The sequence below is a fragment of the Pelomonas margarita genome (assembly GCF_043555875.1).
Taxonomy (GTDB): domain Bacteria; phylum Pseudomonadota; class Gammaproteobacteria; order Burkholderiales; family Burkholderiaceae_C; genus Pelomonas; species Pelomonas margarita.
Window position 1 is genome coordinate 1 of record NZ_JBIGHW010000011.1, and the last position, 19823, is coordinate 19823.

Genomic DNA, 19823 nt, shown 5'->3' on the forward strand with positions numbered 1-19823 from the left:
GTGCTGGAGCCCATCTTCGAGGAGGACTTCAAGCCGTGCTCGTATGGGTTCCGACCCGGACGCAGTGCAACGATGGCGCTGGAGGAACTCAGGAAACTGGGAGCCCACGGCGTGGATCACGTGCTGGATGCTGACATCGAGAACTACTTCGGCAACATCGAACACGACAAACTGCTGGTGATGGTGGGCCAGCGGGTGAGTGACCGGCGGATGCTCAATCTGGTGAGGCAGTGGCTGCGGGCGGGCGTGATAGAAGACGGCGTGGTGAGCCACCCGGTGGCGGGAACGCCGCAGGGCGGCGTGATCTCACCCTTGCTGTCCAACATCTACCTGCACGTGCTGGACCGGGTGTGGGCGCGACACGGCGCGCAACTCGGGACGCTGGTGCGGTACGCGGACGATTTCGTGGTCATGTGCGAGAGCGCATCGGCCTGCGAACAAGCGCAGAGCCGCATCGAGCATGTGCTGGGCCGGCTGGGGCTGAAGCTGCACCCGGACAAGACCAAGCGAGTGGACTTGGAGCAAGGCGCACAGGGGTTTGACTTCCTGGGTTGCCATCTGCACAAGCGCATGAGTGGCCGCTTGTGGGAGCAGAAGGGGCTCAGGCGGTACTACCTGCAGCGCTGGCCGGGCCACAAGGCGATGAACCGAGTGCGAGAGCGCGTCCGAGATTTGACCCACCGGGATCGCTGTCACCAGGACTTGCGAAGCGTCATTGCTGAGCTGAATCCGGTGTTGCGTGGGTGGGGGCAGTACTTCCAAAAGGGTAACGCGGCCGACCACTTCACGGACGTGGACGACTACGTCGAGAAGCGGCTGCGAAGCCTGCGCGTCAAGCGTGCGGGGCGGCACTTGCGAGCGGGTCAAACCCGGCACTGGGACCGTGCCTACTTCGAAAGCCTTGGATTGCATCGCCTGCGCGGAACGATCCGCTACCCGGGCAAGCCTCCTGGCAACGGGAGCGTCGCGTAATGCTGCGAGCCGACAGACCACCGGTAAGCCGTGTGCGGGAAATCCGCATGCACGGTTTGAGCGGGGGCGTTGGCTCTGAACCCGGCCTTCGGGCCGCTTAGGAACCAACGTCTACCAATGCCCGTTCCCGACATTGACGCCGCGCTGCGGCGTGCCCTCTCGCTCGCCGCGCAGGCCATTGGCCTGACCGATCCCAACCCGCGCGTGGGCTGTGTTCTGCTGGCCGCCGACGGCCGGGAGCTGGGAGCTGGCCATACGCAGCCGGCGGGCCAAGCCCATGCCGAGGTCATGGCGCTGCGCGATGCGGCCGCACGCGGCCACGACGTGCGCGGCGCCATCGCCATCGTCACGCTGGAACCCTGCTCCCACCACGGACGCACGCCGCCCTGCTGCGACGCCCTTATTGCTGCCGGTATCGCAGGTGTCGTCGTCGCCGTGCAGGACCCGAACCCTCAGGTGGCCGGCCAGGGCATCGCCCGCCTGCGGGCCGCCGGCATCGCGGTGGAACTTGCCGACGCCTCAACGGCCGATGTCGCCCGAGAACTGAACATCGGCTTCTTCTCGCGCATGCAACGCGCCCGCCCGTTCGTGCGGCTGAAATCGGCCATCTCGCTGGACGGTCGCACCGCACTGCCCGACGGGCGCAGCCAGTGGATCACCGGCGAGGCTGCCCGCACCGACGGCCACGCCTGGCGCCGTCGTGCAGGGGCGGTGCTGACCGGTATCGGCACCGTGCTGGCCGACGATCCCCGGCTGGACGTGCGGCTGGTGCCGACAGCCAGGCAACCGCTGCGCATCGTTCTCGACCCGCAGCAGCGCATGCCGGCGGATGCACGCATCCTGCAGCCGCCCGGCGAAACGCGCGTCATCGGCCCCGGCCGCGCCGACCTGCCGGCACTGCTGGCCGAACTGGGCAGCCAGGGCATCAACGAGCTGCACGTGGAAGCCGGCCCCACGCTGTCCGGCGCGTTCCTCGATGCTGGCTTGGTCGACGAGCTGCTGGTCTACCAGGCACCCCTGCTGATCGGCGAGGGCCGGCCGCTGGCGACGCTGTCGCCGCTGGCCGGCCTGGACCATGCACGCCGCTGGCGCGTCGTCGAAGCCCTGCCCGTCGGGGCAGATCTTCGTCTTCGGCTGCGCCCGACCTAGGGTCGCCACCTACAATCGCCGGCTATGCCCATCTCCCCCATCCCCGAGCTGGTCGCCGAGCTGGCGGCCGGCCGCATGGTCATCCTCGTCGACGAAGAAGATCGTGAGAACGAGGGCGATCTCGTCCTCGCCGCCGACCTCGTCACGCCCGAGGCCATCAACTTCATGGCCAAGCATGGCCGCGGCCTGATCTGCCTGACGCTGCCGCGTGAGCATTGCGAGCGCCTGCAGCTGCCGCCGATGACGCGCCGCAACGGCACGCAGCACGGCACGGCCTTCACGGTGTCCATCGAGGCCGCCAGCGGCGTCACGACGGGCATTTCCGCCGCCGACCGCGCCCGCACCGTGCAGGCCGCTGTCGCGCCGAATGCGAGCGCGAAGGATCTCGTCCAGCCAGGCCACATCTTCCCGCTGCAGGCCCAGGACGGCGGCGTGCTGATGCGCGCCGGCCATACCGAGGCCGGCTGCGACCTGGCCCGCATGGCGGGGCTCTCGGCCACGTCGGTGATCTGCGAGATCATGAAAGACGACGGCACGATGGCGCGCCTGCCGGACCTGGAGATCTTCGCCGCCGAGCATGGCTTGAAGATCGGCACCATCGCCGACCTCATCGAGTACCGCAGCCGCAACGAGAGCCTGGTCAACCGCGTCGCCGAGCGTCCGCTGGCGACGGCCCAGGGCAAGTTTGACTGCCATGTCTTCACGGACCGCACCGGCGGCACCCACCTCGCACTGACGCACGGCGCCTGGCGCGCCAGCGACGAGGTGCTGGTGCGTGTGCACGAGCCTTTGTCGGTCATGGACCTGCTGGAAGCCGGTTCCTGCGGCCACTCCTGGGGCCTGCCCGCCGCGCTGGCGGCCGTCAAGGCCAGCCCGGCCGGCGTCATTGTGTTGCTGAACTGCGGTGAAGACGCCGCCGGCGTGCTGGCCCGTGCCCGCGACGCGGAGCCTGCCGCGCCCGTCCGCAGTGCGATGGACCTGCGCACCTATGGCGTCGGCGCCCAGATCCTGAAGGCGCTGGGCGTTCACCACATGAAGCTGCTCGGCAGCCCGCGCCGCATGCCCAGCATGACCGGCTACGGGCTGGAAGTGACCGGCTTCGTCGCTCCCCCTACCTGCTGAACCCGAGAGACCCGCGATGCAAGACTCCGACCAAGGCCTGCCCGGCTTCGAAGGCGCCCTCGACGGCAGCGACCTGAGCGTCGCCATCGTGCAGGCCCGTTTCAACGACGCCCTCACCTCTGCGCTGGCCAGCGCCTGCCTGGCCGAGCTGTCGGTGCTGGGCGTGCCGGCCGAGGCCATCCGCCACGTGACGGTGCCCGGCGCGCTGGAAGTGCCGCTGGCGCTGCAAGCGCTGGCCGAGACCGACGACTATGACGCCCTCATCGCGCTGGGCTGCATCATCCGCGGTGAGACCTACCACTTCGAGCTGGTCGCCAATGAAAGCGGCTCGGCCGTCACGCGCGTCGGGCTGGATCATGGCATCCCGATCGCCAACGCCATCCTGACCGTCGAGAACGAAGCCCAGGCCTGGGCCCGCGCCGAGCCCAAGGGCCGCGACGCGGCGCGCGTGGCCGTCGAGATGGCCAACCTGCTGAAAGAAATCGAGTGAACACGCCCAACAAGACCGCACCCAAGACGGCCAACAAGCCCGCCGGCAAGAAGCCGGCCGTCAAGTCAGCCCGCCGCCGCTCCCGCGAGGCCGCGCTGCAAGGCCTCTACCAGTGGCTGCTGACCGGCGAGGACATTGGCGTCATCGTCGCGCTGGGCCGTGAGCAGGAGGGCTATGCCAAGCTCGACCTCAAGCACTACGAGGCGCTGCTGGGCGGCTGCGTGCACGAGGCCGCCGACCTGGATGCCATTCTGTCCCGCCACGTCGACCGCAAGACGACCGAGCTGTCGCCCATCGAGCACGGCATCCTGATGATCGGCGCCTACGAGCTCAAGCACTGCCTTGACATCCCGTACAAGGTTGCCATCAACGAGGCGGTGGAGCTGGCCAAGTCCTTCGGCGGCACCGACGGCCACAAGTACGTCAACGGCGTGCTGGACCGCGCGGCCGTGGACCTGCGCCCCCTCGAGGTCACCGCCAAGCGCTGATGAGACTGGCAGCGCGGCTGGACCGCATCGAGCCTTTCTATGTGATGGAGCTGGCCAAGGCGGCGGCGCAGCTCGCGGCTGGGCCACTGTGCGACCCGGCCCGCGGCGGCCGGCGCATGATCAGGCTCAACATCGGCGAGCCCGACTTCGGCGCGGCGCCCGCAGTGCGCGAGGCTGTAGCGCGCATCGCGCAGGGCGACACGCCCTACACCGACGCGCTGGGCCTGCCGGCACTGCGCGAGGCCATCTCGCGCTGGTACGGTCAGCGCTTCGGCCTGGCCATTGCGCCCGAGCGCATCGCCATCACGGCGGGCGCCTCGGCCGGCCTGCAGCTCGCCTGTCTGGCGCTCTTCGAGCGTGGCAACGAGGTGCTGATGCCCGATCCCTGCTACCCGTGCAACCGCCACTTCGTGACGGCTGCGGACGCCACGCCGCGCCTGCTGCCCACCGGTGCGGCGGAGCGCTTCCAGCTTGGCGCGCAGCAGGTGCGCGACGCCTGGACGCCGGCCACGCGCGGTGTGCTGCTGGCCTCGCCCAGCAACCCAACCGGCACGTCCATCGCGCCCGAGGTGCTGGCCGACATCGCCGGCTTCGTGCGCGATCGCGGTGGCGTCACGGTCGTCGACGAGATCTACCTGCCGCTGAGCTACGACGACCGCTTCGGCCATAGCGCGCTCGGGCTGCCGGGCGGGCTGGGCGACGACATCGTGTCGGTCAACAGCTTCTCCAAGTACTTCGGCATGACCGGCTGGCGGCTGGGCTGGCTGGTGCTGCCCCCGGCCCTCGTGCCCGCCGTCGAGCGGCTGGCGCAGAACCTCTACATCTGCCCGTCCACGCTGGCGCAGAAGGCGGCGCTGGCCTGCTTCGAGCCGGCGTCCATCGCCGAGTTCGAACGCCGTCGCGCGGTGTTGCGCGAACGTCGGGACTACATCGTGCCGGCGCTCAACGCGCTGGGCCTGACCGTGCCCGTCGCGCCCGACGGCGCGTTCTACGCGTGGATGGATGTGTCGCGCTTTCACGCCGACAGTTGGACCTTCGCGCATGAGCTGCTGCAGAGAGCCCAGGTCGCGCTGACGCCCGGCCGTGACTTCGGCCTGGCCGACCCGCAACGCTGGATGCGGCTGTCGTTCGCATCCTCCCTCGACGATCTGCAGGAAGCCGTCGCCCGCCTGCGCGAGGTGCTTGCATGAGTTTCCGTTGGCCGGTCCGCGTGTACTGGGAGGACACCGATGCCGGCGGCATCGTGTTCTACGCCAACTACCTGAAGTTCTTCGAGCGCGCCCGCACGGAGTGGTTGCGCGCGGCCGGCGTCGAGCAGCACCAACTGCGCGAAGACACCGGCCTCATGTTCGTCGTCGCCGCCACCAGCCTGCGCTATGCGGCGCCGGCGCGGCTGGACGACCTGCTCACCATCACCGTCGAGCCCGAGCCGGCAGGCCGCGCCAGCCTCGTCGTGCGCCAGCGCGCGCTGCGCGGTGACACGTTGCTGGCCGAGGGCGAAATCCGCATCGGCTGCGTGCGTGCCGAAGACCTGAAACCCCAACGCCTCCCTGACGCCGTCATCTCGGCGATCGCTTCATGAACCAAGACCTCTCCATCGTCTCCCTGATCCTGCACGCCAGCCTGGCCGTGCAGTTGGTGATCGCCGGCCTGCTGCTCGTGTCGCTTGCGAGCTGGAGCGTCATCTTCGGCAAGCTCATCGGCCTAGGCCAGATCAAGCGCCGCAACGACGCCTTCGAGTCAGAGTTCTGGAGTGGCAAGAACCTCAACGACCTCTACCAGTCGGTGGGAAACCGCCAGGATGGCGCGCCGCTGGAGCGCATCTTCGCGTCCGGCATGCGCGAGTTCCTGAAGCTGCGCGAGAAGCGCGTGGCCGACCCCAGCGCGCTGCTTGACGCCGCCCGCCGCGCGATGCGCGCCAGCTTCCAGCGCGAGCTGGACGCGATGGAAAGCAACCTGTCCTTCCTCGCGTCGGTCGGCTCGGTGTCGCCGTATGTGGGCCTGTTCGGCACCATCTGGGGAATCATGCACGCCTTCGTCGGCCTGTCCAACCTGCAGCAGGTGACGCTGGCCACTGTGGCACCGGGCATCGCTGAGGCGTTGGTGGCCACAGCCATCGGCCTGTTCGCCGCCATTCCGGCGGTGCTGGCCTACAACCGCTTCGCGCGCCAGATCGACCGCACGGCGATCACGCTGGAGACCTTCATCGAGGAGTTCTCCAACATCCTGCAGCGCAACTCCGCGCAAAGCTGAGGTCATGATGCCCCCACGTTCGCTTTGCTCACTGCCCCCCGAGGGGGCGCATCAGCGCCTTCGGGCGGCCGGGCGGCGCTGATGGCCGCCGTCTCCGCCCGCGGCGGCCGCCGGCGCCGCACGATGAACGAGATCAACATGGTGCCGTTCATCGACGTGATGTTGGTGCTGCTGATCATCTTCATGGTCAGCGCGCCCATGATCACAACCGGCCTGGTGGACCTGCCCAGCGTGGGCAAGAGCCGCCAGCAGCCGGATCACGTCATCCAGGTCATCGTCGGCACCGACGAGCGGCTGAAGATCAAGGTCGACCAGCTGGAGCCCGAAAGCATCCCGGTGAACCGCCTGGCCGAGCGCGTCAAGAAAGCCCAGGGGGGTGACGCCAGCAACCCGGTCGTCATCTCTGCGGACAAGAACGTCAAGTACGAGGCTGTCGTACAGGTGATGGACACGCTGCAGCGCGCCGGCGTGCAGCGCGTGGGCCTGGCCGTGAAGAGCGGCGCCGCCTCCAACTGATGTCGACAGCCACCCTGCGCCCTCCCGAAGCCGCCGGCATGGGCCGCGGCCTGCTGTTCGCGCTGGCCGCGCACGGCCTGCTGCTGGCGGCGTTGAGCTGGTCGGTCAACTGGCGCAGCAACAGCGAGCCGGCCTTCGAGGCCGAGCTGTGGTCGTCGGTGCCGCAGATTGCCGCGCCGCGCGAAGAAGCCCCACCCGAGCCAGAGCCCGAGGCGCCCAAGCCGCCGGAGCCCGATCGTGCCGCCCAGCAGCGCGCCGCCGAGGAAGAGGCCGCCGAGCAGCGCGAAGCTGAGATCGCCATCGCCAAGGCCAAGAAGCTGAAGGAAGAAAAGGCCCGCCAGGAGGCCGCCAAGCTCGAGCGCGAGAAAGAAGCCAAAGAGAAGGCTGCCAAGGACAAGGCGGCGAAGGAAAAGGCCGCCAAGGAAGAGCAGGAGCGCAAGAAGGACAAGGCTGCCAAGGACGCCAAGGACGCCAAGGAGGCCAAACTGGCCAAGGAGGCCGATGCCCGCCGCGAGGCGCAACGCCAGGAGTTCCTCAAGCGCATTCAGGGCATGGCCGGCGGTACGCCGGGCTCCACCGGCACGGCCGCGCAGAACGCGGCCCCGTCGGCGGGCTGGGTGGGGCGCGTCAAAGGCAAGGTGCGCCCGCTCATCATCTATGCCGATGACGGCGGCGCCAACCCGATGACCGAGGTGCAGGTGGCCCTGGCGCCGGATGGGCGCATCCTGGGGAGCAAGGTACTCAAGACCAGCGGCGACCCCGAGTGGGACCGCGCCGTGCTGCGTGCCGTCGAGAAGGCCGAGACGCTGCCTCGTGACACCGACGGCCGCGTACCGTCGGTGATCATCCTGACTTTCAGGCCGCGCGAATAAGGCGGTCGGCCGACCAGCGGCCGGCGCCCCACAGCACCACTGCCAGGGCCAGCACGCCCCACAGGGCGTGCTGCGCCTGCGCCGCGGGCGACAGGTCATCGGCGCTCAGCGACAGCACGGCCACGAGGTTCACGACGAACAGCCCTGCGCCGGCAAAGCGCCCCGCCAGGCCCAGCACCAGCAGCACGGGCAACACCAACTCGCCGCTCGTGCCCAGCCAGGCGGCCAGCACCGGCGGCAGCAGCGGCACCTGGTAAATGTCCTGGAACAAGGCCAGCGTGGACGACCAGTCCCGCAGCTTGGTCAGCCCCGACAGGAAGAACACCTGCGCGACATACAGCCGCGCGCCTAGCAGCGCCAGCGATTGCAGGTGGCTGGTGAGCGTACCCAGCGATGCGGGCAGCCGCGTCGGTGCAAGGCCGGGGTCGGTGAAGGCGCGCAGCGCGGCGCAGAGCAGAGCGTTCATGGCATGTCGATCCGGTTCGCGGGGGTCGACCTGACCGCTTGAAGCCAGGCCTTGCGCAGCGCGGCTTGCAGCCACGCGCCGAAGTCGAAGTCGGTTTCGGCGCCCGGACCTTTCACATCGGCGGCGATTTCCAGCGCGGCGGCCAGGTTCGAGCCGTCCAGCAACGCGCGCATGAAGGCGGCATCTGGCGCCGGCAGCGGCTGCGATACACCGCGCCAGCCATCGCGCCACACCAGCACGGCACCGGCCCGCTGCGCCAGCAGCGTGACACCCGGGCGCAGTTGCAGCCACAGGCCGTCGGGTGGCGTGCTGCCCAGCCATTGCAGGGAGTCGGCGTCCAGCGCGGCGTCAGCGGCGCGCTCGGCGTTGTGGATGGCCCAGTCCAGCCTCGCCAAGTCGGGCAGGCCGGAAGCCTCGCCAGCGCGCTCGGCCAGAAACCACGCCAGCGCACCGCCCCATTCGCCCAGGTCACCGCTGCTGGGCGGGTGGGCGCGCCAGAACGTCCAGGCTAACTGCGCGAACTCATCGTCGCCCAGCGCATCTCGCACTCGCGTGAAAGGCACGGCCAACGCCTGCCGGGCCAGCGCGCTGAGGTTGTGGCGGTAGGCTGCGAGGCCGCGCTCGCCGCCGGTCAGCGTGACGGGGGCGTCAGCGCGCCCCAGCAGCGCGTCGACGAAGGCCTGTTGCGCCGCCTTCATCGCTGCAGCGCCCTCGCCTGTGCGGCCTCGGCGAGCAGGACGTCGAGCGCGGGCACGTCGGTGTCCCATTCCACCAGCGTGGGCGTGGGCCCGAAGCGCTGGATGGCGTGCGCATAGACGCGCCAGACCTCATCGCACACGCGGCTGCCGTGGTCGTCGATGACGAGACCGTCGTCCCGCTCGCAGTGGCCTGCCACGTGAATCTCGCCGACGCTGCCGGGCCGGATCGCCTCCACCCAGCGCATCGCCTCGGCCATGGCCGCCGCCGCGTCACGGCCGGCATTGCGCGCGTTGACGAACAGGTTGTTGACGTCCAGCAGCAGGCCGCAACCGCTGCGGCGCGTCAGCTCGTTGAAGAATTCGGGTTCGGCCAGCGTGTCGCCGGCCCAGCCGACATAGGCGCTGATGTTTTCCACGAGCATGGGGCGGCTCAGACGCTGCTGCACCTCGTCCACATGCCGGCACATCAGCGCCAGCGATTCGTCGGTGAAGGGAATGGGCAGAAGGTCGGCCGCATGCAGGCCGGTGCCGGTGCGGGCGAAGCAGGCATGGTCTGACACCCAGCGCGGCTGCGTGCGCTCGACCAGCCGGGCCAGGCGCGCCAGATGGCGTGCGTCCAGCCCAGCCGCCGAGCCCAGCGCCAGGCCCACGCCGTGCAGGCTCAGCGCGTAGGCTTCGCGACCAGCCTCCAGCAGGGCCAGCGTGACGCCGCCCTCGGCGAAGAAGTTCTCGGCATGCACTTCGATGAAGCCCAGCGCCGGCCGCTGGGCCAGCAGGGCTTCGTAGTGCGCATGGCGCCAGCCGATGCCGACGACAGGTTCCGGCGCCATGCGGCGGCCCTTACTTCTTGGCCGGCGGCTTGGTCGAGCCGCCTTCCTTCTCGCAACTGCCCTTGGGCACGAACTTCCATTCGTTGGGGTCCTTGTCAGCCTTGGCCTGGCCGGCACAGGAATGGCTGCCGTTGGCGGAGGCGCAATCGTTCTGGCCTGCCTTGGCGACGCCGTAGCACTTTTCCTTGGCGGCCTTGTCCTGGGCCTCGGCCTGGGCGACGAGGCCCAGGGACAGCGCGGCGGCCAGCGCCGAAGAAACGAGAGCTTGTTGCTTCATGAGGGATCTCCGTATCGGGTGGGGTCCAAAAGGCGGCCGATCATCCAGCCGCAGCGCTGATGTCGCAAGCGCCCGCGCGATCCTTACACTCGCGCCGCCATGCCCAACGCAGATTCCGAGTTCAGCCAGCGCGTCCAAGCCCTCCAGCCGGTGCTGCTCAAGTACGCGCGGCTGCAATTGCGCAACCCGGCCTGGGCCGAGGATGCCGTGTCCGAGACCATGCTGGCGGCGCTGGAGAAGCCGCAGGCCTTTGCCGGTAACAGCCAGCTCAAGACCTGGCTCATCGGCATCCTCAAGCACAAGCTCATCGACCAGATCCGCCGCAACAGCCGCGAGTTGTCGACCACCGCCACCCGCGAGGACGGCGAGGACCTGGACGAGCTGCTGTTCACCGCAGACGGGCACTGGCGCGAGTCGCCACACGACTGGGGCAATCCGGAAGATGCGCTGCGCCAGGTGGATTTCATGAAGGTGCTGGAGCTCTGCGTCGAGAAGCTGCCGGGCCAGCAGGGGCGTCTGTTCATGATGCGGGAGTGGCTGGAGCTGGAGTCCGACGAGATCTGCAAGGAACTGGCGATCACGCCGACCAACCTGTGGGTCATGCTGCACCGTGCCCGGCTCCGCCTGCGCGAATGCCTGCAGCTGAACTGGTTCGGCACGACGGGAGCCGCCACGTGAGCAAGCTGATGATCACCTGCCGCGAAACGACAAGGCGACTGCTCAAGTCGCAGGAGCAACCCTTGGCGCTGGTCGAGCGCCTGGGCATGCTTCTGCATCAAAGCCTGTGCAGGCACTGCCGCCGCTTTGCCGGGCAGATCGCGTTGATGCGCCGGGCCGGCGAGCGTTGGCGCGGCTACAAGGAAGACTGATTCAGCTCGTCGGCGCACCCTCGTCCGCCACGGCGGCGTGCTCCGGGTGGCCTGCCAGTGCGACCGCCAGCGCCAGCCGGATGGCGACCACCTGTGCCGCCAGGCCCATGCTGGGCGGCACCGGCTGCGCCCGCGCGGCCTGTTCGGGCAGCGACGGCAGGTGGATGAAGCCGCTGCGCACGCCCGTGCCCGCCAGCCGGTGCTGCAGCTCGAAGAAGACCTGGTTGCAGACGAAGGCGCCCGCCGTCAGCGACAGCCCCGCCGGATGGCCGGCGTCCCGCAACGCGTCGCGCATGGCCTTGACGGGGAGCGTCGAGAAATAGGCGGCCGGTGCGTCGGCGCGCACCGGCAGGTCCAGCGGTCGGTGGCCGTCGTTGTCGGCGATGCGCGCGTCGATCAGGTTCACGGCGACACGCTCGATCGAAATCTCGGCCCGCCCGCTGGCCTGGCCCAGCGCCACGACCACGGCCGGCGCCAGTTCGGCCAGCGCCCGGGCGAGCTGCTCGGGCGCGCCGGTGAAGCTCGTCGGCAGGCGGCGCGCGTGCACCCGCGCCGCGCCTATGGGTTGGCAATCCAGTGCACGCGCAACCTCCCAGGAGGGGTTGATAGCCTCGCCGCCAAAGGGATCGAAGCCGGTCAGCAGGATGTTCATCGCCGGATTGTCGCCACGCAGGCACGTCGTCGCTCCGAAGGCCTCCGGGGGGCCTCCATAATCACCGCATGACCGACCCATTCGAGCCCCTACCCTGGCCCCATGGAGAGGCCGAGGCCGGCCAGTCTGAAGGCTTTGTCTGGCCCAGCCCGCCCTACGCGGCCTACCCCCAGCCGCAGCGCCAGCAGGACCTCGAAGCCTGCGAGATCCTCGGGCTGAACAACAGCCGCAGCGGCGGCCAGCTGCTGATGCTGGACGTCGCCGAGCGCACGGTGCGCATCAACGTACCGCCGGCGCGCAACAGCATGCCGCTGAAGTTCAGCCAGTTCCGCGCCATCAAGCTGATGCGCGCGCTGGTGGCGTCGCCGCGCGACGACCGGCTGGGCGTGGACCAGCGCCCGCGCAGCGACTTCCGCATCGTCTTCAACGGCGGCGACGAGCTCAAGGGCGTGACCATCGGCCACCAGGTCGACGAGCTGGGACTGTTCCTGTTCCCGCCGCTGTCGGAGGCCGACGACTCCGTGCGCCGCGTCTTCGTCCCGCGCGAGATGCTGGCGCATTTCGAGGTGGGCGAGCGCCTCGGCGCGTTGCTGCTCAAGGACAAGCTGGTCACGCAGGAGCAGCTGGCGGCCGCCGCCGTCGAGCAGACACAGCTGCGCCAGCGCCGCGTGGGCGACATCCTCGTGGAGCAGCACATCGTCACCGCCGAGCAGTTGCTGCAGGCCATCGAACAGCAGGCCAAGATGCCCATGGTGCGCATCGGCGAGGCCTTGCTGGCCCTGGAGCTGGTCAAGCCCGAGCAACTGGAGCAGGCGCTGATGCAGCAGCGCACCGACCGCTCCGTGCCGCTAGGCGAGCTGCTGGTGCGCCGGGGCATCATCAGCCGCGCCCAGCTGCAGTCGGCGCTGGCGCGCAAGATGGGCTACCCGGTCGTCGACGTCGAGAACTTCGCCATCGAGCCCGACGCCGTGCGCAAGCTGCCGCATGCGGTGGCCAAGCGGCTGGAGATGCTGCCGCTGGTCCTGCGGGACGGGCGCCTCATCGTCGCGATGGAGGACCCGACACGGCGCGAGGCCATCGACGAGGTGGAGTTCATCACCCAGCTCAAGGTCGTGCCCACGCTGACCAAGCTGGGGACGCTGCAGTTCGCCATCCCGACCGCCTTCGCCCGCTTCGGCGCCGACGCACTGCCGCATGCCGGCAACGAGGCGCTGCCCGACTTCCAGCCCGACTTCGCGCTGGAGTCCTCCAACAAGCTCATCGAGAGCCTGGAGCGCGACAGCAGCGAACGCACCTCGCGGGAGGACGAGTCGCCCATCGAGCAGAGCGACAACAGCCTGGTGCGGCTGATCAACTCGATGATCATCGAGGCGCACAGTCAGGGCGTATCCGACGTCCACATCGAGACCTACCCGGGCCGCGAGAAGCTCAAGATCCGCTTCCGCCGCGACGGCGTGCTGCAGCCCTACCTGGAGCTGCCACACACCTACCGCAACGCGATGATCGCGCGCATCAAGATCATGTGCGACCTCGACATCTCCGAGCGCCGCAAGCCGCAGGACGGCAAGATCAACTTCGCCCGCTTCTCGCCCCAGCACCGGCTGGAGCTGCGCGTGGCCACCATCCCGACCAACAACAACCTGGAAGACGTGGTGATGCGGCTGCTGGCGTCCAGCAAGCCCATCCCGCTGAACAAGATCGGCCTGACGCCCGCCAACCGGCAGGCGCTGGAGACGGCCGTCGGACGGCCCTACGGCATGGTGCTGTGCGTGGGCCCCACCGGATCCGGCAAGACCACGACGCTGCACTCGGCGCTGGCCCACATCAACACGCCGGACCGCAAGATCTGGACGGCCGAGGACCCGGTCGAAATCACGCAGGCCGGCCTGCGCCAGGTGCAGGTCAACCCCAAGATCGACTGGACCTTCGCCAAGGCGCTGCGCGCCTTCCTGCGCGCCGACCCGGACGTCATCATGGTCGGCGAGATCCGCGACCAGGAGACCGCCGAGATCGCCGTCGAGGCCTCGCTGACCGGCCACCTGGTGCTGTCCACGCTGCACACCAACAGCGCTGCCGAAACCATCACGCGGCTGCTGGACATGGGCATGGACCCGTTCAACTTCGCCGACTCGCTGCTGGCCGTGCTGGCCCAGCGCCTGGTGCGGCGCAGCTGCACCGCCTGCCAGGTGCGCGAGCCGCTGGCCGAGGCGGAGCTGGGCGAGCTGCTGGACGACTACCTGCACGTCTTCCCGGCCGACGCGCGGCCCAGCCGGCTGGCGCTGACGGCGGAGTGGATCAAGCACCATGCCCACGACGGCCGGCTGATGAAGTTCACCAGCCCCGGTTGCCCCACCTGCGGCCACACTGGCTACAAGGGCCGTGCCGGCCTGCACGAGCTGCTGTCGGTCTCCAAGGAGCTGCGCCGCATGATCCAGACCGGCGCGCGCGCCGAGGAGCTGCACCGCGCCGGCCTCGCTGAGGGCATGCGCTCGCTGCGCCAGGACGGCATCGTCAAGGTGCTGCAGGGGCTGACCACCATCGCCGAAGTTCACGCAACCAGCAACGCATGAATACATTCAACACAGCCACAGCGGCACACAGACGCAGAGAGGGCATCGCCCCGCCTCCTCTGTGTCTGTGTGCCTGCGTGGCTGTGTTTGCCTTTTGAATTCCATGCCTGAGACCTCAGACACCGCCGCCGCCCGCCCCAAACTCCGCCTCGGCGACGTCCTCGTCGAGCAGCAGCTGATCTCCGCCGAGCAGCTGACGCAGGCGCTGGAGCTGCAGCGCGCCACCGGCAAGAAGCTGGGGCGCCTGCTCATCGAGGCCAACCTCATCACCGAGGAAGCGCTGGCCCACGTGCTGGCCCGCCAGTTGCGCGCGCCCTTCGTCAACCTGAAGACCTTCCCGCTGAAGACCGAGCTAGTTCGCCTTCTGCCCGAGACGCCGGCGCGGCGTTTCCGTGCCCTGGTGCTGGAGGAGCGCGGCGACACGCTGCTGGTGGCCATGGCCGACCCGCTGGACCTGTTCGGCTTCGACGAGCTGGCCAAGATCCTGAAGCGTCGCCTGGCCATGGCGGTGGTGGCCGACAGCCAGCTCGCCGCCGTCTTCGACAAGCACTACCGCCGCAGCGACGAGATCTCCGGCCTGGCCAAGGCGCTGGAGAAGGACATCGGCGACGCGGTGGACTTCGGCACGCTGCAGGCCAGCGTGGGCCAGGAAGGCGCGCCGGTCGTGCGGCTGCTGCAGAGCGTGTTCGAGGACGCCACGCGCGCCGGCGCGTCCGACGTGCACATCGAGCCGCAGGAAGGCGAGCTGCTGATCCGCAACCGGGTGGACGGCCTGCTGCAGACACTCACGCAGGCCGACAAGCGCATCGCGCCCGCGCTGGCCCAGCGGCTCAAGCTGATGGCCGGCCTGGACATCTCCGAGAAGCGCCTTCCGCAGGACGGCCGCTTCACGCTGCGGCTGTCCGACCGCACGCTGGACGTGCGCCTGTCCACCATGCCAAGCCAGTACGGCGAATCGGTCGTCATGCGCCTGCTGGGGCAGGGCTCGGCGCTGCGCCGGCTGGGCGACATCGGCATGCCCGACGACATGCTCAAGCGCTTCCGCGAGCTGCTGGGCCGCGACTCGGGAATGATCCTCGTCACCGGCCCGACGGGTTCGGGCAAGACCTCCACGCTGTACGCCGCGCTGGCCGAGATCGACGCCGAGCAGCAGAAGATCATCACCGTGGAAGACCCGGTCGAGTACCGCCTGCCAGGCCTCACGCAGGTGCAGGTCAACGACAAGATCGAGCTGGACTTCGCCCGCGTGCTGCGCGCGGCGCTGCGCCAGGACCCCGACGTCATCCTCGTCGGCGAGATGCGCGACGCCCAGACCGCCGAGATCGGCCTGCGCGCGGCCATCACGGGCCATCTGCTGCTGTCCACGCTGCACACCAAGGACACCGTCTCCACGCCGTTCCGCCTGCTGGACATGGGCGCCCCGCCCTTCATGGTGGCCACGTCGCTGCAGGCCGTGCTGGCGCAGCGGCTGCTGCGCGGTGTCTGCAAGCACTGCGCCGAGCCGCACCGCGCCACGCCGCAGGAGCAGGCCTGGGTGGAGCAGGTGATGGCGCTGAACGGCGAGACCGCACCGGTCAGCAGCGTGAAGGGCCGGGGCTGCGCGGAATGCAACGGCACCGGCACGCAAGGCCGGCGCGGCATCTACGAGATGCTGGAGCTGGACCCCGACATGGCGCTGGCCATCCAGCGCAGCGACGCAGGAGCCTTCATCGCCGCGGCGCGCCGCTCGCTGAAGGGCAAGACGCTGGCCGACCGCAGCCTCGCGCTGGTGCGCGAGGGCAAGACGTCGTTGGCCGAGGCGGTCCGCATCAGCGTCGACGCCGAATGAAGACCGAGCAAAGCCGCAGAGGCACCGAGCCACGGGGACGGTGTCGTGGCGCTCCGTCGGTGCCGCAGTGGCTCGGCGTCTGTGTTTGGCCATGCAGGCCTGGGTTCAGGTCATGAACTTCGCCTTCAAGGGCCGCAACGGCCGCGGTGAGCTGGTCGAAGGCATCGTCGATGCCGTCAACAGTGATGCCGTGGCTGCGCAGTTGATGGCCGGCGGCGTCGTGCCGGTCAGCATCGAGGCAACGCCGGATGCCGTCAGCGTGGTCGACGGTGGCAACTGGCTGCAGGCGCTGCTGGCCCGACCCATCACCGGCGAGGACACGCTGGTGCTGACGCGCCAGTTCTACACGCTGCAGAAGGCCGGCGTGCCCATCCTGCGGGCGCTGGCCGGGCTGGAGGCGTCGACCGCTCACCCCGGCATCGTCAACCTGCTGCAGGACGTGCGTGCCAGCCTCGACCAGGGGCGCGAGCTGGCCGCCGCCTTCGCGCGCCACCCCACCGTGTTCAGCGCCTTCTATGTCGCCATGACGCGCGTGGGCGAGCTGACCGGCCGCCTCACCGAGGTGTTCCAGCGCCTGTCCGAGCACCTGGAGTTCGAGCTGGACATCCGCGCCCGCATCAAGCAGGCGCTGCGCTACCCGGTCATGGTCATCATCGCGATGGGCATTGCGCTGGTGGTCATCAACCTGTTCGTGCTGCCCAAGTTCGCCGAGGTCTTCGCGCACTTCAAGAGCGAGCTGCCGCTGATGACGCGCATCCTGCTGGGCTTCTCGGGCTGGACGGTGAAGTGGTGGCCGCTGGTGCTGGCCGGCGGCATCGCGGCCGTGTTCGCCTGGCGCAACTGGGTGGCCTCGACCGGCGGCCGCTACACCTGGGACCGCCTCAAGCTGCGCCTGCCCATTGCCGGGGACATCGTGCTCAAGGCCACGCTGGCCCGCTTCGCGCGCAGCTTCGCGCTGGCCAGCAGCTCGGGCGTGCCCATCAGCCAGGCCATGACGGTGGTGGCGCAGACGGTGGACAACGCCTACATCGGCGCCCGCATCGAGCAGATGCGCGACGGCGTGGAGCGCGGCGAGAGCATCTCGCGCTGCGCGACCGGCACCGGCGTCTTCACGCCCATCGTGCTGCAAATGATTGCGGTGGGCGAGGAAACGGGCGAGCTGGACACGCTGATGACCGAGATCGCGCAGATGTACGAGCGCGAGACCGACTACGCGATCAAGGGGCTGTCCGCCGCCATCGAGCCCATCCTGCTGGCCATCATCGGCGCGCTGGTGCTGGTGCTCGCGCTGGGCGTGTTCCTGCCGCTGTGGAATCTCGGCCAGGCGGCGATGGGCCGCTGAAGGTCGGGTGCGTGACGCCTGCAACGGTTTGCAGGCCGCTTGCACCCAGCCCGCGAAGGCGTGCGCTTTTCACTCCTGCGCAGGCCGGGCTTGCACGATAGTGCGTGCATCCCCGGACGACAGCGCGCAGCGCAGGAAGGACTCCCCATGAACAAGCCCCAACAAGCCGGTTTCACGCTCATCGAACTGGTGATGGTCATCGTCATCCTCGGCGTGCTGGCCGCCGTGGCGCTGCCCAAGTTCGTCAACGTCGACGACGACGCCAAGCAGGCGGCCGTCAACGGTGTCGCCGGCGCGCTGAGCTCCGCTTCGGCGATCAATTACGCCAGCCGCAAGGCCAAGGGCGAGACCGGCAGCGCTTCCACGAACAAGACCGTGGCCATCACGACCTGCGCTGGCGTGGCGAACGCGTTGCAGGGCGGCCTGCCGAGCGGCTACACCATCACCGAGCCGACCAGCGGCAGCCCCATCACCGCAGAGGCCACCATCACCAACTGCGTCGTGACGGGCAATGGCAAGACCGCCAACTTCACGGCCACCGGTATCTCCTGATGCGCCTGCCGCGCAACACGCGTGGCTCATCGAACTGCGGCCGTCGCTGCGGTTTTACGCTGATCGAGCTCATCCTCGTCATCGTGATCACAGCCGCCCTGGCGGTGTTCGCGCTTCCCAAGGTGCTGGACACGACGCTGTGGCGGCTGCGTTCGTTTGGCGACGAGCTCATGGCCCGGCACCAGGGGATGCTGCGCCTGGCGCTGCAGCAGCGCCGCCCCATCGTCGCCACCCTCACAGGCACGGGTGTGAGCTGGGCCTACGCCAGCAGCCCGAGCGGCGCCGTCATCGCCAGCCTGCCCTGCCCTGCGGCCGCATCGCCCTGCATCGCCGAGGGCGGCAGCCGCACCGTCACGTTCAACAGCGCCAACAGCGGCAGCACGGCCACCAGCACGGCCGCCAGCCTGACCGTGACCGTGGCCCATGGCAGCTACAGCCGCGCCTACCGCATCGAGGCTGACACGGGGCTGATTTACCCCGCTCCCTAAGCCTTGAGGCCACCCCTTGCTGGGCTAGCATGATGTGCATGCAACTCCACCGCCGCCAGGCCCAGGGCCTCACGCTGATCGAGCTGCTGCTGTTCATCGCGGTCGTCGGCATTGCGCTGGCGGCCATGCTGCGGGTCTTCACGACCGCCACGGCGGCCAGCGCCGATCCCCTCATCCGCCGCCAGCAACTGGCCATCGCCGAATCCCTGCTGCACGAGGTGCAGCTGATGCCGTTCACCTGGTGCGACCCGGAGGACGCCAACGTGACGACGGCCACGTCGGCGGCGGGCTGTGCCAGCCTGGTCGAAGCCCCGGGGCCGGTCGAGAACAGCGAAACCCGCTACGGCCCCGACTACTTCAACAACGTCAACGACTACGCCGGCTTCACGATGACGGGCATCCGCGACATCACGAACGCCGCCGTCGCGGGCCTCAGCGGCTACACCGCCAGCGTGGCCGTGACTAGCGCCGCACTGGACTCCCTGGCTGCCGCCGAGGCGCTCAGGATCACCGTCACCGTTTCCGGCCCCGACAACAGCAGCGTGGTGCTGCAAGGCTGGCGCACCCGTCATGCTCCGACCGCGCCGTTCTGAGCGGGGTTTCACGCTGGTCGAGGCGGTCATGGTGATCGCGATCACCGGCGTCGTCATCGCCATGGTGTCCATCTTCATCGCGCCGGCCACGCTGTCGTACTTCGCGACCGCCGAGCGCACGCAGCTGGGCGACGAAGCCGATACAGCGCTGCGGCGCATCAGCCGCGACCTGGCCAGCGCACTGCCCAACAGTGCACGCGTCAGCGGCAGTAGCCTGGAGCTGATTCCCATCAGCGGGGCGGCCCGCTACGCTGTCGAGAGCGGCGACACGCTGCTGTTCGGCGTGGCCGACGCCAGCTTCGACATCGTCGGCCCCGCGCTGCGCCTGGCCGCCGGCAACCAGCGGCTGGCCTGGTACAACCTGGGCAACGGCGTGCCCGACGCTGACGCCTACACGCAAGCCAATGTCCGCGTGGCGTCCAACGCGGCGGGCAATGCTGCCAACATCAGCCTCACCGGCGCCGCGTTGCCTAATGCCCTGCTAGCGCCGCCCTACCGGGTCTACGCGATCGAGCAGCCCGTCACCTACCACTGCGACACCGCCGCCGGCACGCTGACCCGCCGCACGGGCTACGGCTTCCTGGCCACGCAGGCCAGCCCGCCGTCGGGAGGCAGTGTCACCGTGCTGGCACGCCATGTGCTGAGCTGCAGCTTCAGCCATGACAGCACCGGCGCGTCGGCCCGCCACGCGCTGGTGACACTGCGGCTGCAGCTCGGTGTCGCCGACGCTGGCAGCCCGGCTCGGGACGAGTCGGTCACGCTGTACCGCACGGTTCACCTGGACAACCTGCCCTGA

At 69.3% G+C, this 19823-nt stretch carries 24 protein-coding genes; 19 read left to right on the forward strand and 5 right to left on the reverse strand.

Features of this window, described 5'->3' with window-relative positions:
- The 10 genes from ACG0Z3_RS17765 to tolA all read left to right on the forward strand — a co-directional run.
- Positions 1-972 (forward strand): reverse transcriptase domain-containing protein (locus tag ACG0Z3_RS17765; protein WP_394399890.1); only part of this gene is annotated, 972 nt, incomplete at its 5' end.
- Positions 973-1089: 117 nt separating this feature from the next.
- The gene (gene ribD / locus ACG0Z3_RS17770) at positions 1090-2121 is read left to right on the forward strand and encodes a bifunctional diaminohydroxyphosphoribosylaminopyrimidine deaminase/5-amino-6-(5-phosphoribosylamino)uracil reductase RibD (RefSeq protein WP_394399892.1); all 1032 of its coding nucleotides are present in this window, start codon (positions 1090-1092) and stop codon (positions 2119-2121) included.
- Between the two features lie 24 nt (positions 2122-2145).
- Positions 2146-3243 carry a bifunctional 3,4-dihydroxy-2-butanone-4-phosphate synthase/GTP cyclohydrolase II gene (gene ribBA / locus ACG0Z3_RS17775; protein WP_394399894.1) on the forward strand — a complete coding sequence of 366 codons (1098 nt, stop codon included), beginning with the start codon at positions 2146-2148 and terminating at the stop codon, positions 3241-3243.
- A gap of 16 nt (positions 3244-3259) precedes the next feature.
- Complete coding sequence (ribH, locus tag ACG0Z3_RS17780; RefSeq protein WP_394399896.1) at positions 3260-3733, forward strand: 6,7-dimethyl-8-ribityllumazine synthase; 474 nt, start codon at positions 3260-3262, stop codon at positions 3731-3733.
- Positions 3730-4221, forward strand: a complete 492-nt coding sequence (gene nusB, locus ACG0Z3_RS17785) for a transcription antitermination factor NusB (RefSeq protein WP_394399898.1) — start codon at positions 3730-3732, stop codon at positions 4219-4221. The genes ribH and nusB overlap by 4 nt, the downstream gene beginning before the upstream one ends.
- Positions 4221-5411, forward strand: coding sequence for a pyridoxal phosphate-dependent aminotransferase (locus tag ACG0Z3_RS17790; protein ID WP_394399900.1), 1191 nt, complete (start codon positions 4221-4223; stop codon positions 5409-5411). The genes nusB and ACG0Z3_RS17790 overlap by 1 nt, the downstream gene beginning before the upstream one ends.
- Positions 5408-5803 (forward strand): tol-pal system-associated acyl-CoA thioesterase, encoded by a 396-nt coding sequence (gene ybgC, locus ACG0Z3_RS17795; RefSeq protein ID WP_394399902.1) that lies wholly within the window; start codon positions 5408-5410, stop codon positions 5801-5803. The genes ACG0Z3_RS17790 and ybgC overlap by 4 nt, the downstream gene beginning before the upstream one ends.
- Positions 5800-6474 (forward strand): protein TolQ, encoded by a 675-nt coding sequence (gene tolQ / locus ACG0Z3_RS17800; protein WP_394399904.1) that lies wholly within the window; start codon positions 5800-5802, stop codon positions 6472-6474. Before ybgC ends, tolQ begins: the two co-directional genes overlap by 4 nt.
- Positions 6475-6555: 81 nt before the next feature.
- Positions 6556-6990, forward strand: a complete 435-nt coding sequence (gene tolR / locus ACG0Z3_RS17805) for a protein TolR (RefSeq protein WP_268165972.1) — start codon at positions 6556-6558, stop codon at positions 6988-6990.
- The gene (tolA, locus tag ACG0Z3_RS17810) at positions 6990-7862 is read left to right on the forward strand and encodes a cell envelope integrity protein TolA (RefSeq protein WP_394399906.1); all 873 of its coding nucleotides are present in this window, start codon (positions 6990-6992) and stop codon (positions 7860-7862) included. Before tolR ends, tolA begins: the two co-directional genes overlap by 1 nt.
- Here the strand turns inward: tolA and ACG0Z3_RS17815 are convergent.
- From ACG0Z3_RS17815 to ACG0Z3_RS17830, 4 genes are read right to left on the reverse strand one after another with little or no spacing between them, the layout of a single operon-like run.
- Complete coding sequence (locus ACG0Z3_RS17815) at positions 7846-8328, reverse strand: DoxX family protein (protein WP_394399908.1); 483 nt, start codon at positions 8326-8328, stop codon at positions 7846-7848. The genes tolA and ACG0Z3_RS17815 overlap by 17 nt on opposite strands.
- A complete protein-coding gene (locus ACG0Z3_RS17820; RefSeq protein ID WP_394399910.1) occupies positions 8325-9026 on the reverse strand; it encodes an HvfC/BufC N-terminal domain-containing protein in 702 nt (233 codons plus the stop codon). Before ACG0Z3_RS17820 ends, ACG0Z3_RS17815 begins: the two co-directional genes overlap by 4 nt.
- On the reverse strand, positions 9023-9856 hold the full coding sequence (bufB, locus tag ACG0Z3_RS17825) for an MNIO family bufferin maturase (RefSeq protein ID WP_394399912.1): 834 nt from the start codon (positions 9854-9856) through the stop codon (positions 9023-9025). Before bufB ends, ACG0Z3_RS17820 begins: the two co-directional genes overlap by 4 nt.
- Before the next feature lie 10 nt (positions 9857-9866).
- Positions 9867-10133, reverse strand: a complete 267-nt coding sequence (locus ACG0Z3_RS17830) for a BufA1 family periplasmic bufferin-type metallophore (RefSeq protein ID WP_394399914.1) — start codon at positions 10131-10133, stop codon at positions 9867-9869.
- 99 nt (positions 10134-10232) lie between these two features.
- Here ACG0Z3_RS17830 and ACG0Z3_RS17835 point away from each other — a divergent pair, with 99 nt between their 5' ends.
- Together ACG0Z3_RS17835 and ACG0Z3_RS17840 are read left to right on the forward strand one after the other, a co-directional pair.
- Positions 10233-10811, forward strand: a complete 579-nt coding sequence (locus ACG0Z3_RS17835; protein WP_394399916.1) for a sigma-70 family RNA polymerase sigma factor — start codon at positions 10233-10235, stop codon at positions 10809-10811.
- Positions 10808-11002, forward strand: coding sequence for an anti-sigma factor family protein (locus ACG0Z3_RS17840; protein ID WP_394399918.1), 195 nt, complete (start codon positions 10808-10810; stop codon positions 11000-11002). The genes ACG0Z3_RS17835 and ACG0Z3_RS17840 overlap by 4 nt, the downstream gene beginning before the upstream one ends.
- Position 11003: 1 nt before the next feature.
- On the opposite strand, the gene pcp is transcribed toward ACG0Z3_RS17840, so the two are convergent.
- Positions 11004-11654, reverse strand: a complete 651-nt coding sequence (pcp, locus tag ACG0Z3_RS17845) for a pyroglutamyl-peptidase I (protein WP_394399920.1) — start codon at positions 11652-11654, stop codon at positions 11004-11006.
- Between the two features lie 68 nt (positions 11655-11722).
- Between pcp and ACG0Z3_RS17850 the strand changes: the two genes are divergently transcribed.
- The 7 genes from ACG0Z3_RS17850 to ACG0Z3_RS17880 all read left to right on the forward strand — a co-directional run bounded on the left by ACG0Z3_RS17850 (position 11723) and on the right by ACG0Z3_RS17880 (position 19823).
- The gene (locus ACG0Z3_RS17850) at positions 11723-14224 is read left to right on the forward strand and encodes a GspE/PulE family protein (protein ID WP_394399922.1); all 2502 of its coding nucleotides are present in this window, start codon (positions 11723-11725) and stop codon (positions 14222-14224) included.
- Positions 14225-14327: 103 nt separating this feature from the next.
- On the forward strand, positions 14328-16052 hold the full coding sequence (locus ACG0Z3_RS17855; RefSeq protein WP_394399924.1) for a GspE/PulE family protein: 1725 nt from the start codon (positions 14328-14330) through the stop codon (positions 16050-16052).
- Positions 16053-16143: 91 nt separating this feature from the next.
- The gene (locus tag ACG0Z3_RS17860) at positions 16144-17394 is read left to right on the forward strand and encodes a type II secretion system F family protein (protein ID WP_394399926.1); all 1251 of its coding nucleotides are present in this window, start codon (positions 16144-16146) and stop codon (positions 17392-17394) included.
- A 147-nt stretch (positions 17395-17541) separates the two neighbouring features.
- Positions 17542-17946 (forward strand): type II secretion system protein, encoded by a 405-nt coding sequence (locus tag ACG0Z3_RS17865; RefSeq protein ID WP_394399928.1) that lies wholly within the window; start codon positions 17542-17544, stop codon positions 17944-17946.
- Positions 17946-18434 carry a type II secretion system protein gene (locus tag ACG0Z3_RS17870; protein ID WP_394399930.1) on the forward strand — a complete coding sequence of 163 codons (489 nt, stop codon included), beginning with the start codon at positions 17946-17948 and terminating at the stop codon, positions 18432-18434. Before ACG0Z3_RS17865 ends, ACG0Z3_RS17870 begins: the two co-directional genes overlap by 1 nt.
- A gap of 38 nt (positions 18435-18472) precedes the next feature.
- Positions 18473-19027, forward strand: coding sequence for a type IV pilus modification PilV family protein (locus ACG0Z3_RS17875; RefSeq protein ID WP_394399932.1), 555 nt, complete (start codon positions 18473-18475; stop codon positions 19025-19027).
- Positions 19005-19823, forward strand: coding sequence for a PulJ/GspJ family protein (locus ACG0Z3_RS17880; protein ID WP_394399934.1), 819 nt, complete (start codon positions 19005-19007; stop codon positions 19821-19823). The genes ACG0Z3_RS17875 and ACG0Z3_RS17880 overlap by 23 nt, the downstream gene beginning before the upstream one ends.